The 14823-nt window shown below is 68.6% G+C and carries 16 protein-coding genes; 3 read left to right on the top strand and 13 right to left on the bottom strand.

Features of this window, described 5'->3' with window-relative positions; genetic code table 11:
* Window positions 1-9 precede the first annotated feature (9 nt).
* Entirely contained in the window at window positions 10-891 is an 882-nt protein-coding gene (locus ACQEVO_RS02980) for an LLM class flavin-dependent oxidoreductase (RefSeq protein WP_432908639.1), read from the bottom strand.
* Between the two features lie 127 nt (window positions 892-1018).
* Between ACQEVO_RS02980 and ACQEVO_RS02975 the strand changes: the two genes are divergently transcribed.
* The 3 genes from ACQEVO_RS02975 to ACQEVO_RS02965 all read left to right on the top strand — a co-directional run bounded on the left by ACQEVO_RS02975 (window position 1019) and on the right by ACQEVO_RS02965 (window position 3297).
* Entirely contained in the window at window positions 1019-1486 is a 468-nt protein-coding gene (locus ACQEVO_RS02975) for an SRPBCC family protein (RefSeq protein WP_432908637.1), read from the top strand.
* A gap of 180 nt (window positions 1487-1666) precedes the next feature.
* Entirely contained in the window at window positions 1667-2437 is a 771-nt protein-coding gene (locus ACQEVO_RS02970; RefSeq protein ID WP_432908635.1) for an SDR family NAD(P)-dependent oxidoreductase, read from the top strand.
* A 23-nt stretch (window positions 2438-2460) separates the two neighbouring features.
* Complete coding sequence (locus ACQEVO_RS02965; RefSeq protein WP_432908633.1) at window positions 2461-3297, top strand: enoyl-CoA hydratase/isomerase family protein; 837 nt, start codon at window positions 2461-2463, stop codon at window positions 3295-3297.
* 94 nt (window positions 3298-3391) lie between these two features.
* Here ACQEVO_RS02965 and ACQEVO_RS02960 read toward each other — a convergent pair whose 3' ends face one another.
* The 12 genes from ACQEVO_RS02960 to ACQEVO_RS02905 form a co-directional block, all read right to left on the bottom strand.
* Window positions 3392-4909, bottom strand: coding sequence for a long-chain-fatty-acid--CoA ligase (locus ACQEVO_RS02960; protein WP_432908631.1), 1518 nt, complete (start codon window positions 4907-4909; stop codon window positions 3392-3394).
* Window positions 4910-4927: 18 nt separating this feature from the next.
* Window positions 4928-6358 carry an MmgE/PrpD family protein gene (locus ACQEVO_RS02955; protein ID WP_432908630.1) on the bottom strand — a complete coding sequence of 477 codons (1431 nt, stop codon included), beginning with the start codon at window positions 6356-6358 and terminating at the stop codon, window positions 4928-4930.
* Window positions 6355-7152 (bottom strand): ABC transporter permease, encoded by a 798-nt coding sequence (locus ACQEVO_RS02950; RefSeq protein ID WP_432908628.1) that lies wholly within the window; start codon window positions 7150-7152, stop codon window positions 6355-6357. Before ACQEVO_RS02950 ends, ACQEVO_RS02955 begins: the two co-directional genes overlap by 4 nt.
* Complete coding sequence (locus ACQEVO_RS02945; RefSeq protein ID WP_432908626.1) at window positions 7149-7958, bottom strand: ABC transporter permease; 810 nt, start codon at window positions 7956-7958, stop codon at window positions 7149-7151. Before ACQEVO_RS02945 ends, ACQEVO_RS02950 begins: the two co-directional genes overlap by 4 nt.
* Window positions 7955-8782, bottom strand: a complete 828-nt coding sequence (locus tag ACQEVO_RS02940; protein WP_432908624.1) for an ABC transporter ATP-binding protein — start codon at window positions 8780-8782, stop codon at window positions 7955-7957. The genes ACQEVO_RS02945 and ACQEVO_RS02940 overlap by 4 nt, the downstream gene beginning before the upstream one ends.
* A gap of 4 nt (window positions 8783-8786) precedes the next feature.
* Window positions 8787-9782, bottom strand: coding sequence for an ABC transporter substrate-binding protein (locus ACQEVO_RS02935; RefSeq protein WP_432908622.1), 996 nt, complete (start codon window positions 9780-9782; stop codon window positions 8787-8789).
* Window positions 9779-10345, bottom strand: a complete 567-nt coding sequence (locus tag ACQEVO_RS02930; RefSeq protein ID WP_432908620.1) for a 3-isopropylmalate dehydratase — start codon at window positions 10343-10345, stop codon at window positions 9779-9781. The genes ACQEVO_RS02935 and ACQEVO_RS02930 overlap by 4 nt, the downstream gene beginning before the upstream one ends.
* Before the next feature lie 221 nt (window positions 10346-10566).
* On the bottom strand, window positions 10567-11829 hold the full coding sequence (locus tag ACQEVO_RS02925; RefSeq protein WP_432908618.1) for a 3-isopropylmalate dehydratase large subunit: 1263 nt from the start codon (window positions 11827-11829) through the stop codon (window positions 10567-10569).
* Window positions 11822-12679 carry an isocitrate lyase/PEP mutase family protein gene (locus tag ACQEVO_RS02920; RefSeq protein WP_432908616.1) on the bottom strand — a complete coding sequence of 286 codons (858 nt, stop codon included), beginning with the start codon at window positions 12677-12679 and terminating at the stop codon, window positions 11822-11824. The genes ACQEVO_RS02925 and ACQEVO_RS02920 overlap by 8 nt, the downstream gene beginning before the upstream one ends.
* Entirely contained in the window at window positions 12672-13445 is a 774-nt protein-coding gene (locus ACQEVO_RS02915; protein WP_432908614.1) for an IclR family transcriptional regulator, read from the bottom strand. The genes ACQEVO_RS02920 and ACQEVO_RS02915 overlap by 8 nt, the downstream gene beginning before the upstream one ends.
* A gap of 198 nt (window positions 13446-13643) precedes the next feature.
* A complete protein-coding gene (locus ACQEVO_RS02910) occupies window positions 13644-13922 on the bottom strand; it encodes a hypothetical protein (protein ID WP_432908612.1) in 279 nt (92 codons plus the stop codon).
* 7 nt (window positions 13923-13929) lie between these two features.
* Entirely contained in the window at window positions 13930-14808 is an 879-nt protein-coding gene (locus ACQEVO_RS02905; protein WP_432908611.1) for a TIGR03854 family LLM class F420-dependent oxidoreductase, read from the bottom strand.
* Between the last annotated feature and the right edge of the window lie 15 nt (window positions 14809-14823).

Here is a 14823-nt window from a genome sequence, read left to right as displayed (position 1 = left end):
CGCCCGGAGTCAGCGCGCGGCGATGAGTTCCAGGGTCGCGTCCAGGACGGCGCGGTCGGCCGAGCCGGGTACCAGGATGAATTCGTCGAGACCCGCCGCTTCCGCCGCGTCCAGGGTCCGGTGCAGCGCGTCGGCGTCACAGGTCTTCATGGCCGCTGCGGCGGCCGCGGCGTTGCTCGAACCGAGAAAATCCAGGTATTCCGCGGTGAAATCGCACAGGACGGTTTGGGGTTCCGGCACACCGAGGACGTAGAAACAGCCGCTCACCAACCGGGGTGCGTCGCGGCCCGCATCGGACCAGGCGCGGCGGGCGGCGCCGGCCGACCACGCGATCTCGTCCGGCACCCCGCCCACGCTGAACGCCACCACACCGTCGGCCCAGCGCGCGGCCCGGGCCAGCGATTTCGGCCCCAGCGCCCCGGCGAGCACGGGCGGGCCGCCGGGCTGCACACACGGCGGGCCCACGGGATCGGCACCGTCGAACGGCGGGTTACCCGCCCACAGCGACCGCAGCTCGGCGACCGCCCGATCCAGCCGTTCGTGGCGGCGGCCCGAATCGGCCGCGAGACTGCGGTAGTCGCCACCGCGCCCACCGACACCGACCCCGAGGGTGAAGCGCCCCTCGGACAGCACGTCGATCGTCGCGGCCTGTTTGGCCACCAGCGCCACCGGATGGGCCGGGACCACCGCCACATTCGCGATGATCCGCACCCGCTCGGTCACCGCGGCGGCGGCCGCCAGCGTCGTCCACATCTCCTGGTTGTGGTAGGTCATCCGTTCACCACACGAGAGACTGGAGACCGGTCCCTCATCCGCGAGACGGGACCATTCGACGGTGGCCGCCCGGTCGTAACCTCGGCACATGGTGGGCAGCGCGATCCCGATATCCATCGCTCCAGCATCGAGCACGACGCCGAAGTTCGCAAGAACACGTTCCAGTTTTCGGCGTGGACGCGGCAGCGATCCCCTGCCACGGCTGCGAGCGCATATATCCGGCGATTGTGCGATGGTGATCGCCATGAGTGAAGAACGGTTCGAGGTCCACCGCGAAATCGCCGCGTCACCGGCCGATATTTTCGCAGTGCTGTGCTCGCCCGCCGGGCATGTGGCGATCGACAGCTCGGGCATGCTGCAATCCGCGGAAGGTGAACCCGTCACCGCGGTCGGCGACACCTTCCTGGTGCATATGGACCGCGAATCGCTCAATGACTTCCCGATGGGCAAATACGACGTCACGGTGATCATCACCGCCTACGAACCGGACGCCCATATCGAATGGACGATCTCCGGGGCGATCCAGCCGCCGATCGAACACCTCTACGGCTACCGCCTGGCGCCCACCGAGACCGGCACCCGGGTGACCTCGTACTACGACTGGAGCCGGATCGCCGCGCCCTACCGGGAAGCGAACATCTTCCCGATCATCCCGGAATCGGGGCTGCGCGCCACGCTCGGGATCCTCGCCAGAACGGTCGAGAACCGGTAGCCGGATCCGCCGGCGACGGCGGGCCCACCGGCCGCGGCACCTGCCCGGCGATACAGCGGGTCCACCACCGCCGGACGACCCTGCCGAATCGAGGGTCGAGCGGCCCGAGTACTGATACAACTGACTGCGGCTGTAGTCAGACCCCGGGCGGCTCCGCCCACCGATCGAGAGGGTGGTCCTGTGGACAAGGACTCCTACCGGAAACTGTTCGACCTCAGCGGCCGGACGGCGATCGTCACCGGCGGTACCCGCGGGATCGGGCTCGCACTGGCCGAGGGATTCGCCTGCGCGGGCGCGAATCTCGTGGTGGCGAGCCGGAAGCCGGAGGCCTGCGAGCAGGCCGCGGCCCGGTTACGGGAACTCGGCGCGGAGGCCATCGGCGTCCCGGCCCATCTCGGCGAGGTGGGTGCCCTGCACAGCCTGGTGGAGACCACGGTGGCGAAGTTCGGCGGTATCGATATCGTCGTCAACAATGCCGCCAACGCGCTCGCGCAGCCCTTGCGCAGTATGCAGCCGGAGGCGGTCGAGAAATCGTTCGCGGTGAACGTGCAGGGGCCGTTGTTCCTGGTCCAGGCGGCGCTGCCGTATCTGCGGGCCAGCAAGCACGCGGCCGTGCTCAACTTCGGCTCGGTCGCGGCAATGCAGTTCGCGCCGGCGCTGTCGATGTACGCGGCGGGCAAATCCGCGCTGCTGTCGTTCACCCGTTCCATGGCCGCCGAATTCGCCGCCGACGGTATCCGGGTGAACGCCATGGCACCGGGCGCGGTGGACACCGATATGGTGCGCAAGAACCCACCGGAATTCATCGCGGCGATGGCCGGGGCGTCGCTGCTGGGCCGCCTCGCCGAACCCGACGAAATGGTCGGCGCGGCACTGCTGCTGTGTTCGGACGCCGGCAGTTTCATCACCGGCCAGACATTCCTGATCGACGGCGGCACCGTCGCCCGCTGACCCAGCTCGGAAAGGCTCGAACCGTGCCCGCACTCGCCACCGAATACCTGCCCTCCGGCGTCGTCGTCCTGACCATCGACCGCCCGCACCGGCGTAACGCCCTCGACAATCAGACGGTCGCGAAACTGCACACCGTGCTCGACGAGATCAACGGAAAACCCGAGGTCCGCGCTGTGGTCATCACCGGTGCCGGCGCGGGCTTCTCCGCTGGTGCGGATCTGAAGGCGGAGCCCGAGGATTTCACCGCCACCGACGCCTCCCCGGCCGCCGCCCTATTGGGCTCGGTCCGCTCACCGGTCGCCCGGATCTACGCCTCCCAGGAATTGATGGCCTCGGCGTTCGAGAAGATCCATCGCCTCCGCCAGCCCGTGATCGCCGCGGTGAACGGCGCCGCGGTCGGCGGTGGTTTCGCCCTCGCCCTGGCCTGCGATATCCGCTACGCAAGCCCCACAGCGACATTCGGCGCCGTCTTCATCCGCCACGGCATCTCGGCCTGCGATATGGGCACCAGCTACCATCTGCCGCGCCTCGTCGGCGCCTCCCGCTCCGCCGAACTCCTGCTCACCGGCCGGATTTTCGATGCCGCGGAAGCCGAGCGCATCGGTCTGGTCCTCGAAGTGACCGGCCCCGGCGACCTCCTGGACCGAGCCGTCACCAAAGCCGAGGAAATCGCCCGCCACTCCCCGCTCGCGGTGTGGATGACGAAGGAAACCATGTGGCAGACCGTGGATTCACCAAGCCTGCGCCACGCCCTCGATATCGAGAACCGCACCCAGGTGATGTGCAGCGCCACCGGCGAACTCGGCGCCTCCTTCACCGCCTTCCGCGAAGGAACCGGCACCACGTGGGGGCCGCTGTAACCGCGTGGGCTTCGCGGCGGCGGCGCGAACTGCGTGAACCCGGGGACCCATCGGTCCACCGCCGCCCACACAGCCCGCAATCAGCCGCCACCGCTCAGATCTCGCGTTTGCGGATCTTGCCGGTCGCGGTCATCGGCAGGGAGTCACGGAATTCGACGAGCCGCGGGTACTTGTAGGCCGCCAGGCGTTCCTTGGCCCAGGTGACGAGATCGCTTTCGGTGAGGTCGTCGTGGTTCTTGTTCTTGACGACGACGGCTTTGATCTCCTCGCCGTGCGAATCATGCGGGACGCCGATGACCGCGACCAGCGAGACCGCCGGGTGCGTCATCAGCAGTTCCTCGATTTCGCGCGGGTACACGTTGAAGCCGCCTCGGATGATCATGTCCTTGGCGCGGTCGACGATGTAGTAGAAGCCGTCGGCGTCCTTGCGGGCGAGATCGCCGGTGCGGAACCAGCCGTCGCGGAGCACCTCAGCGGTCGCCTCCGGCCGGCCGTGGTAGCCCTTCATGACGTTGTGGCCTTTGATCGCGATCTCGCCGAGCGCGTCGGGACTGTCGGGTACGTCCGACCAGTCGTCGGCGATCAGCCGCATCTCGACACCCGGGATCGGGACCCCGATCGACCCGACGCGCGGCGGCTGCCCGTACACCGAGAACGACGCAACCGGCGAGGTTTCCGACAGCCCGTAGCCTTCGAGGATCGTGACGCCGAACCGCGTCCGGAAGTCTTCGTGGACCTGCCCCGGCAGCGCCGAACCACCGGCCACCGCGATCCGCAGGCCGGCCGCGAGAGCCGAAACGTCCACGGTGTCGTCGAGGGCGCCGAGCAGGCTCCAGTACATGGTCGGTACGCCGGCGAAGAAGGTCACGGTCTCCTTGCGCATCACCGCCAGGGCGGCTGCGGGGTCGAAGCGCGGAAGCAGCACGACGGTGCCGCCGAAGGCGATGGCTCCGTTCTGGATGACGGTCTGCCCGAAGGCGTGGAACAGCGGCAGCACACCCAGGTAGGTGTCGGGGTGCTGTGGGTCGGCGGCGAACAGGTCCTTGCCGGCCAGGGCGTTGGCGCGCATATTGCGGTGCCGCAGTTGCGCGCCCTTGGGCTGGCCGGTGGTGCCCGAGGTGTAGAGGATCACCGCGGTGTCGTCGTCGTCCACTTCGGCCGTTTCGAATTCGCCGGGCAGGTCGTCCCACTGTGGTGGTCCGCCGGCGGGAACGACGAAAAGCGAATGGCAACCGTCGGTCTGCTCGAACGCCTCGACGGCCTGTTCACCGATCGGGAGTTCGGTGGTGCCCTCGAAGGCGAAATACGCGACGGCGCCGGAATCACGGAGGTGGTAGGCGATTTCCCGGGACTTCAGCAGCACATTCAACGGCACCACGGTGGCGCCCGCCTTCAGGATGCCGAAGTAGATGATCGTGAATTCCGGCAGGTTGGGAAACGACAGCGCGACCTTGTTCCCGGGGCGCACGTTCTCGGCGGCCAGCAGCCCGGCGACCTGGTTGGCGGCGGCGTCGAGCCGGTCGTAGGTCATCCGGCGGTCGCCGAGCACGAGCGCCGTGCGGCCGGGATACCGCGCGGCGGTCGAGCTCAGCAGCTCGGCGAGGTTCGTCATGAAGTAGGCCCTCTCGGGTCAGAGCGTCACGGCGAGCGCGGGGACGGCCGGCGCCAGCTCGTCGATCAGCACGGAAGTGTCCGGCAGTGCGTCGAGGTCCAGCACGAGGTCCTCGATTCGCGTCCACCGGTCGGCGATATCGATGGATTCGGCGAGGCGGCGTGCTTTCGCCACCACGTCGGGGTTCGGTAGCGGTCGCGTCGGACCGCCCAGGGGGCCGTCGACTTCGATGTCCACGGTGTCGCCGCCGCGTAGTACCAGCCGCATGCGGGTGCGGAAGCGATCGCGGGGGTTGTCGAAGTCCGTACAGTGGTTCACCTCGACCCGGCCGAGCAGCGACCAGACATCGGCGGCGGAGATCCGGTCGCGGGTGAACTGTTCGGCGAGCACCTGGCCGTCGAGCAGCGCCACCGCAACGGTGTAGCCGATATTCATCTGCGCCCCGATCGTTTCCAGCGGCGGCTCGGGTTTCCACCAGCCGTGGTGATAGGCGGCATGCGAGACCTCCACCGAAATGGACTCGACATCCCCCGCCGTGATCCCGCGGGCCCGCGCGGCCAGCGCGCAGTCGATGGGCGCGTGGGTCGCGGCCATCGCGGCATAGGCCTTCACACCGGTGTCCATGAGCACCCAGTCCTCGCCCAGCCCATCGATGATCAACTCGGCGCGCGGATCGTGTCCCTCGCCGAAGGTGGCGAGGAACCCACCGTATTCGCGCTCGTAGACGCGTTTGATCCCGGTGTAGCCGGCCTCGGCGAGCGCCGCGGCGTAGAGACCGTTGCGGGCCGAGAAACCGTGATGCATCCGTTTGGACATGGCCTCGTACTGGGCGGCCATCAGCCCGGCCGATTGGGTGCCGGCCAGTCCGAGAGCATCCTCGACCCGCGCCGGATCGAGCCGGCGCAACCACGCCGAGGTCGCCGCGCTCGCATGGGTGCCGAATACAGCACCGGAATGCCAGCCGCGGGAAAGCATTTCGGCACCGTGCAACGCCAGGCCCACCCGGGGGCCCACCTCGTAGCCGGCGATCAACGCGGTCAGCAGCTCCCGGCCCGGCACCGCGCGGTCCAGTGCCGCAAGAGTGCTGACGGCACTGGGAACGATCAGCGAGTTGCTGTGCAGCGGCGCCCGCACGTGGTAGTCGTCCAGTTCGAAGCCCTGGATGAAGGTGCCGTTCAACAGGCACGCGGCCGGGGCCGAGGTGGTGATTCCCCACCCGAGCACCGGGATGTCGCCCGTGCCCTCGAGCCGGAGTACCGCCTCGACCGCCCGCGCCGACCACGGGAGCCGGGCCCCGACCAGCGCGCACACCAGCCCGTCGAGCAGCAGATGCCGGGCGCGTTCGCGCACGACCTCGGGGATGTCATCGTACTGCAGGGTCGAGATCCAGCCGGCCAGCCGACCGGTCACACCCTCCGGATCGGTCGGTGCGTTCATGGCGGTGGTCATACGGTCACCTCGTAACGGTTGCGGATACGGGACTCGACCTGTTGCAGCGCCAAGGTCGGGACAAGCGCGAGAACGCCGATCAGGATGACCTGGCCGATGATGTTCTCCACCCGGGCCAGAGAAAGATTGCGCAGCAGCTCGTAACCCAGCCCGGATGATCCGGAGAACATCTCGGCGAGCAGCAGCCCGATCAGGGTGAGGCCGAAACACAACCGCATCCCAGAGGCCAGCGACGGCAGCACGCTCGGCACTACGATCCGCCGCAGCAGCGATCCCCGCGACATGCCCAGGCTCGCCGACATCTTCAGATGCAGCCGGCTCACCCCCGCAGTGGCCTCGACCATGATCAGGAACATCGGGAGCACACCCGAAACGAAGGCGAAGGACCCGCGGCTGAGATCGCCGATACCCAGGAAGAGCAGGAAGATCGGATACACGACGATCTTCGGAACACTGTTGAGTGCGTACACCACGGGCAGCACCGCCCGCGACCAGAACGCGCTGAGCCCGAGCAGCATACCGGTAATCGTCCCCAGCACAATGGCCGCGGCGTACGAAAACAGCAGGACGCGAGCGGTATCGGCGACGCTGCCGAGGAACCGGGCATCGCGGATATCGGACCACAGACTGGCCAAGGCTTCCCCGGGACCGGGATAGACAGCGCTGCCGGCCACGGCCGCCGTCGCCGTCCACCCCACCACGAGGACGATGGCGAAGGTCAGGGGCGGTATCCACGCCGGACCCCCGCGGAGGATCGAACGCGTACGGGCCGCCGCCGCGGCGCCCGCGCTCATCGCCGCCGCCAATCGAACGCGCTCAACGCGGCCCCCAGCGCGAGGTTCGCCAGCAGCGCGAACACGCTGACGAAGACGATGCCGGCGTACATGTCGAGAGTGTCGAAGTTGTTGTAGGCACGGTTGACCACCTGACCGAGCCCCGTCGTCGCCAGGATGAACTCCGTCGCCAGGACGGCGATGATCGCGTAACCGAGTCCGAGTTTCAACCCGGCCAGGATGTCCGGGAGTGCCGCCGGTAGCAGGATCTTGCGCAACTGCTGTGCCCGCGACATCTCCAGCGAGCGGGCGAGCTTGCCGACGATGGGCGGCGTCGACTCGAATCCCACCAGCGCGTGCGAGATGACGATCACGACGCTGAACAGCGTGGCCAGCAGGATGATGGGTACGACACCCGTCCCGAACATCACCACCAGCACCGGGTAGAGCGCGAAGATCGGCAGCGCGTAGAAGACGTTGACGTACGGTGTGACGGCTCGATGCACCCATCGGGACCGGGCCATGGCATAGGCCACGCCCACCCCGGCGACCGCCGAGGCGGCGAAACTCGCGCAGATGAGCGCAACGCTGCGCAGCAAGGCGTCGACGACGAAATCACGATCGCCGAGCAATTCGACCGCTCGCACGACCATATCGCTCACCGGGATGAGATCGAGCCGCGAGACGGCCCCGGACCGCGCGTACACCTCGATCGCGACGACGGCCGCGACGACGAATACGAATGTCCAAGCCGGAGAGGGTAATCCGGCGACCCGGTGTGGCGCCGGCCGCACATAGGACGGGACGACAGACGAGCGCGCCCTCATCGCGCGCTCCTCTTCGCCACCATCGCCGCCTCCGCCTCGTTGCGGATCTGCGCCCAGATGCGGTCTTGCGCGGCGGTCGCCGACGGTTCGGACAGCGCCGCATGCGCGCGCGGCCGGGGCAGCTCGATGCGCACCTCGTCGATGAATGTGCCCGGCCGGCGGCCCATCACCAGTACCCGGTCCGACAGCAGCACCGCCTCCTGGATGCTGTGCGTGATGAACAGGACCCCGCAACCGATCTGCTCGACCACGCGCAGCAGTTCCTCGGCCATCAGCATGCGGGTCTGCTCGTCGAGCGCGCCGAACGGTTCGTCGGCGAGGATCAGATCCGGGTCGGTCGACATCGCGCGCGCCATGGCGACCCGCTGGCGCATACCGCCCGACAGTTGCGACGGGTAGTGCTCTTCGAAACCGCCCAGTCCGACGATCTCGACCAGTTCCCGGGCGCGTTCCCGTCGCTCCTTACGGCCCACCCCGCGCACCTCGAGCGCGAAGGCGACATTGTCGAGGACCGTCCGCCACGGCAGCGTCGCGGACTCCTGGAATACGATCGCCGTCCGCCGGCGGGGACCGGTCAGCGGTGCACCGTCCACCTCGACCGAACCGCGCGCGGGATCCTGTAGTGCGCCGATGATTTCGAGCAGTGTCGATTTTCCGCATCCGCTGGGTCCGACGATCGAGACGAATTCGCCGCGCCCGATGGTGAGATCGACGGGCCCGAGCGCGTGGACCGGGCCGAAATGCTGTTCCACTCCCGAAACCCGCACGATCGGTACCGCGGTGGTGGTTGCGCTGTCGCGCCGTGGTGCTGTCTGCGTGTTCATCGGCTCACTCGCATTCGGCCGGGAGTGTGGCGGGGACGTTCCCGGGGAGGAACTCTTTCCGGAACAGACCACAGAATTCGAGGTCGGTGCGGTCCATGACCATGCGCTGGGCCTCGACGGCCTGTTCGATGGCCGCGGGGTCGAAACCGGCGCTCCAGTTGTCGTACTGGATCGCCTTGTCCACGATCGCGGCCGCATGTGCCACGTCGATATCGATGTAATCGGCGTACAGTTGCGCGGCCCGGTCCGGGTTCTCGCGGATGAACGCGACCGCGTCCGCGTAACCCGCGACCACCGCCTTCACCGTGTCAGGGTTCCGCTCGGCGAATTCGGGGGTCGTGGTGATCACGCTCTGCTGGAATTTCTTCAAATGGTCGGCGCTGGAGACCACCACCCGGAACTTGTCCGTTTTCGCCACGACCGAAGGCGGGACCACAGCGACATCGACATCGCCGGCCTCCAGCAGCGCGACACCCTCACCCACGCCACCCGAAGAAGTCCGCTCGATCGGCTGGGTCGCCCCAGCGACCTCGGGCAGGATATGGGTCAGGGCCTGGGTCACCGACTGCGGGTTGGTGTAGGCCCACTTCCCGATATCGGTGATGCTCCGCACCCGCGTATTGCTGTCCAGGGCATAGAAATCCAGGCCGTACACGCTCTGCGTCGCACCCCCGACGATCGCCAGGGGCGCGCCCGCCTCGCTGGATTCCAGCACCGAGGTGAAACCGACATCGGCGATGGGCAGATCACCGCTGAGCATATTGCGGACGGTCGTACCGCCGCCCTTGCCCGGGACGATCTCGCCGATACTCACCCCGCGCTTCTCGAAAAAGCCCTGGTCTTTACCGACCAGCCACGGGATGGAGTACGGCTCCGACGCGTTGCTGACCGCAATATCGAACGCGGTCGCGTCCGTGGCGCCGCCACTACCGCCGCACGCGCTCAGCACCAGGGCGGCCGCTGCCGCGCCGGCGATCAGAGCTGTTCTGCTCTTCATCATCTTTCTCCTGCGCTACTGGTCGCGTCGTTGCGATCCAGGAAGCCGCCTGCCTCCAGGCGGTTGATCAGCCCACCACCGGCGATGAGCTCCACGACGAATTCGGGCAACGGTTCGATCCGGTGCTCGGTCCCCCGCGTCTCGTTGCGCACCAGGCCCGTCACGGCGTCGATCTCGAGGACATCCCCCTCGGTGATCAGGGTGCGCGCGTCCGGCACGGTGAGCGCCGGCAGCCCGTAGTTCAGGGCGTTGCGGTGGAACAGCGAGTTGTACTGCTCCGCAAGCAGACACGAGACGCCCAGATGGGTGAACAGTTCGGCACACGGGCGGCTGGATCCGAGACCGAAGTTCTTCCCGGCCACCACGATGTCGCCCGGCCGGACGAGCTCCGGCCACCCCGGCCGGGTGGCGTCGAACATGTACCGGGCCGCCTCGGGCACGGACAGTTTCATCGCGAACCCCGGATACATATCGTCGGTATTGATCTCGTCCCCGAAAACCCACGCCCGCCCCCGAACCCGCAAGGGCGAACGCTCCGCTCCCGCCTCCGGCCCCGACCCGCTCATGCTGTATCCCTCGGGCACGAGCGGGGGCCCTCCGTGGTTACGCTCCGCTCCCGCCTCCGGGCCTGACCCGCTCATGCTGTATCCATCGGGCACGAGCGGGGGCCCTCCGTGGTTACGCTCCGCTCCCGCCTCCGGGCCTGACCCGCTCATGCTGTATCCATCGGGCACGAGCGGGGGCCCTCCGTGGTTACGCTCCGCTCCCGCCTCCGGGCCTGACCCGCTCATGCCGCTACCTCCGGTAGTTGGTCCGGTCCCGCGATATACCCGGTCAGCGCCGAGGCCGCGACCGTGGCCGGTGAGGCCATGTAGACCTGGGCCTCGGTACTGCCCATCCGGCCGCGGAAGTTGCGGGTGCTCGAGGTGACGCAGACTTCGCCGGGGGCGAGCACACCCATGTGGTAGCCGAAACAGGCGCCGCACGTGGAGTTCGTGACCACCGCCCCTGCTTCGACGAGGGTGGCGACATACCCGCGCCGGACCGCTTCCAGATACACCTGCTGGGAAGCCGGGGTGACGATGAGCCGCACCCCGGGCGCCACGCTGCGTCCTTCCACAATGCGCGCCGCGACCGCCAGGTCCGCGAGCTGGCCGTTGGCGCAGGACCCGATGAACGCCTGGTCGATCCGGGTCCGTGCGAGGCCGCTGAGTGGCACCGCGTTGTTGATGACGGTGCCCGGCAGGCCCACCATCGGCTCGATCGCCGCGAGATCGACGGTCCGCACCTCGGCGTAGGCCGCGTCGGGATCGGGGTTGCTCGGCAGGTAGGACGCATTCGGCGCGACCTCGGCCAGAAACTCCTCGGTGATCTCGTCACACGGGAAAAGCGTGAAATCCGCGCCGACTTCGGCGCCCTGGGTCGCGATGGTCCGGCGATCCGACATGGGCACGGAGGCGAGGCCGGGACCGCCGAATTCCAGCGCATGGTCGGTGGCGTCACCGTACTTCCCGGAGATCGCCAGGAAGATGTCCTTACCGTTGATGTGCGCGGGTTTCGTCCCGACGAGTTCGTACCGGATGGTCGGCGGCACGCGATACCAGGTCCGGCCGGTGCAGATCATCTGCAGGATCTCCAGTGGACCCAGCCCGCGTGCGGCCGAGTTCAGCGCCCCGCCGGCGCAGGTGTGGGAATCGGTGCAGCACACGACGGTCCCCGGCAGCACCAGGCCCTGTTCCGCGATCACCTGGTGGACGATGCCGTGGCGGCCCACATCGTAGAACCGCTCGATACCGTGTTCGGCGACGAAGGCGCGCGCCTTGGCGCCGTGGCCGGCGTCGCGCGGTGTGGGCGCCGGGACCGCGTGGTCGAGTACCACCGCGACCTTGTCCGGGTCGTGCACCGCGCGGACATCCGCGAGCCGATCGTGGGCGAACTGGACATCGATCACCACCGTCATATCGACATCGCAGGTGACGACCTGACCGGGTTCGACCCGGTCCAGACCTGCCGAGCGGGCGAGGATCTTCTCGATGACGGTGTCAGGCACGGCTCGGCTCCCGCACAACGCGCCGGGCGGTCCACTCGTCGAGGCCGACGGCTTCGAACAGCGCGCGCGGTCCAGCGGCCGGTCCGGCCGGAAGGCCACCGGCGCCGATATCGGCCATGGCCCGGGTGATGGCGGCGAATGCGGCGCCGACCGCCGCACCGGGCAGAATCGCACCGGCGTACCCGAATTCGGCGAGCTGCTCGCGCGACACCTCGGGCGACTTCCCACCGGGAACGATATTGAAGATGACCGGCACTTCGATCGCCGGCGGAATCGCCGCGACCTGCTCGAGCGTCTGCGGCGCCTCCACGAAGAGCACATCGGCGCCGGCCTCGGCATACCGCTTCGCCCGGCTGATCGCGGCGTCGAAGCCCTCGACCGCGATCGCGTCGGTCCGGGCCACGATCAGTGTTCCCCGGCGCCGCGCCGCTACCGCCGCCGCGATCTTGAGCGCGAATTCGTCCGCACCGATGAGGCCCTTGTCGTCCAGATGCCCGCACCGCTTCGGGAACACCTGGTCCTCGAGCTGAACGGCCGCCGCGCCGGCCTCTTCGTAGGTTCGCACGGTGCGGAAGGTGTTGCTCTCGTCGCCGAACCCGGTATCGGCATCGGCGATAACCGGCACATCCAGGTGGCGCTTGGCGACGGCGATGGCGCGAGCCATCTCCGTGACGGTGGTGAGCCCGATATCGGGCAGCCCCTCGGCGGCGGAGACAGCCGCGCCGGAAACATAGGCCGCCTCCGCGCCGGACCGCGCGGCGATCGCGGCCGAGAGACCGTCGTAGACACCGGGCGCGACGAGCAGACCCGGACGCCGCAAGAGGCCGGCGAGCACCTGCGCGTCAGACATCGGCGTGCTCCCCGGCCGGGACATGCCCCATACGGGCCGCAATGGCCTGCGCCGTCGACGCGACGATCGGGCCGACCCGCTCGGCCGCCGCCCGGTCGAGCCGGAACGAGGGACCACCGATCGCCAGCACGGCCTCGGGCCGGCCGCCGAAACCGGGTACCGGGGCAGCCACCGAGTTGAGCCCCGCCTCACGTTCGCCCTCGGTATAAGCCCAGCCGAGTTCGCGCACCTCCGCCAACTGCCGGTCGAGTTCCGCCCGCCCCACCACGGTGGAATCGGTGTAGCGCCGTAACCCGGCATCGAGCGCGGCGCCGAGCGCGTCGTCGTCGAACGCCATGAAACATTTCCCGGCGGCGCCCGCATGCAGCGGGAGAACCTGACCCACATAGCTGCGATAGACCACGGAGTGGTTCGACATCACCCCGACCACCACCACACGGGTGGCGCCCTGCCGCACGTACAGCCCCGCGCTCTCTCCCGTCACATCACGCAATTGCTCGACGAACGGCTGCGCGATCCCGAGCAGGCTCGACCCCGACCGGGCCGGCGCACTCCATACGAGAACTCGCAGGCCCACGCGGTACAGGTCGCCTTCCCGGACCAGCAACCCCTCCTGCTGGAGGGTCGAGACGATCCGCGCCACGGTGGTCGCGGGCAGACCCGTACGACTGCGGATATCCGCCACGCCGAGACGAGGCGCGGCTTCGGTGAAGCAATCCAGTACGTCGCACGCGCGACCCAGCACGCGCACCCCAGGCTCAGCCATCAATCCTCCAACACCGCTATACGGTTTCAGAAACCGTCTGACGGTTTGGACCGTAGCCCGGTGAGCCGCATCACGTCAAGCAATGAGTTGCATCGCGGTACCGCGATCACCTGGCACGGACAGCAGAAACCGCCACTACCCCACCGAGCCGGGAGGCCGGTTTCGGGTGAATTGATAAGTCGCTCAATTATTTTCGCGTCACCGGACTACAGCTTCACCGCGCTCGCGGGGCGCGATCGTCCGCGGCGCCGGACCGGTCACCCCTTGTCCGGCGGCTCGTTCCGGCAGGACCGGTCGGCCGGTGAGCAGATTCGTCGTGGCACCGGCGATCACCGCGTCGACCCACCTGCCGGCACCGACCATTTCGCCGGCCGGCGCTATCCGGTCGCGTTCGGCGACCAACCGGGCGAGCAGTTCCGGCGTGGCGCGCAGGTCACACCGGTGCGGCCGGCGAGTTCTCCGGCGCGCGTCCGGCACGCCACCGTCAGTTCTGGCGGGGAAGAAGTTCGGTGACGAACCGGTCCAGGAAGCCGTCGGCCGGGCCGCCACCCGCGGGCACCACCACGAACTTGCTGAGCCCGGCGGCGATATAGCGATCGATCAGCCGGTGCAGTTCCGGCCAGCTCCCCGCCACCAGGTCCGCGGGGTCGGTTTCCGGGCGCTGCCGCCGGATCCCTGCCGCCAACTGCGCCGGCACGCCGTCCTCGGCGAGTAGCAGGGTGATGCCGAAATGGTCGTCCTCGATTTCCCGGCCGGCCGCGGCCGCTTCGGTATTGATCGCCGCCACCCCGGCCGCGGCCTCGTCCGGGGTGAGGAAGCTGCCCAGCCAGCCGTCGCCGAAGCGGCCGATGCGCCGGAAGGCTCCCGGCGCCCGGCCACCGAGCCAGATATCCAGCGGCCGGGCCGGTCGCTTCCCCACTCCGGCTCCGCGCACCGAGAAATGGTCGCCGTCGAAATCCACCCGGTCCTCGCGCAGCACGGCACGCAGCAACCGCAGCGATTCGTCGAATACGGCACCCCGCGGGCCCGTCACCGGGAACAGATCGAGTTCACCGGCGCCCGCCGGCCGGAGCCCGAATACCGGCAGCACCCGCTTGGGCGCGAGCACCGCCAGCGACGCCAGCTGTTTGGCCACCAGCACCGGATGCCGGCCCGGCAGGATCGCCACCGAGGTGCCCACCTTCAGCCGTTCGGTACGTGCCAGCGCCACCGCCATCCCCACCACGGGATCGACGGCGGGTGAATAGACGAGTTCGGAGAACCACAACGAATCGACACCCGCCTCCTCGAGCCGATCCACCAGCGCGGGCAGATCCTCCGGATCGGTCTCCGAACCCGTCCCGATACCGAAGCGGATCTTCACCTGGCTCTCCTCCCG

Origin of the sequence: Nocardia sp. CA-290969 (assembly GCF_050936135.1) — a bacterium.
GTDB lineage: Bacteria > Actinomycetota > Actinomycetes > Mycobacteriales > Mycobacteriaceae > Nocardia.
This window is presented reverse-complemented; position numbering and strand designations above follow the sequence as displayed.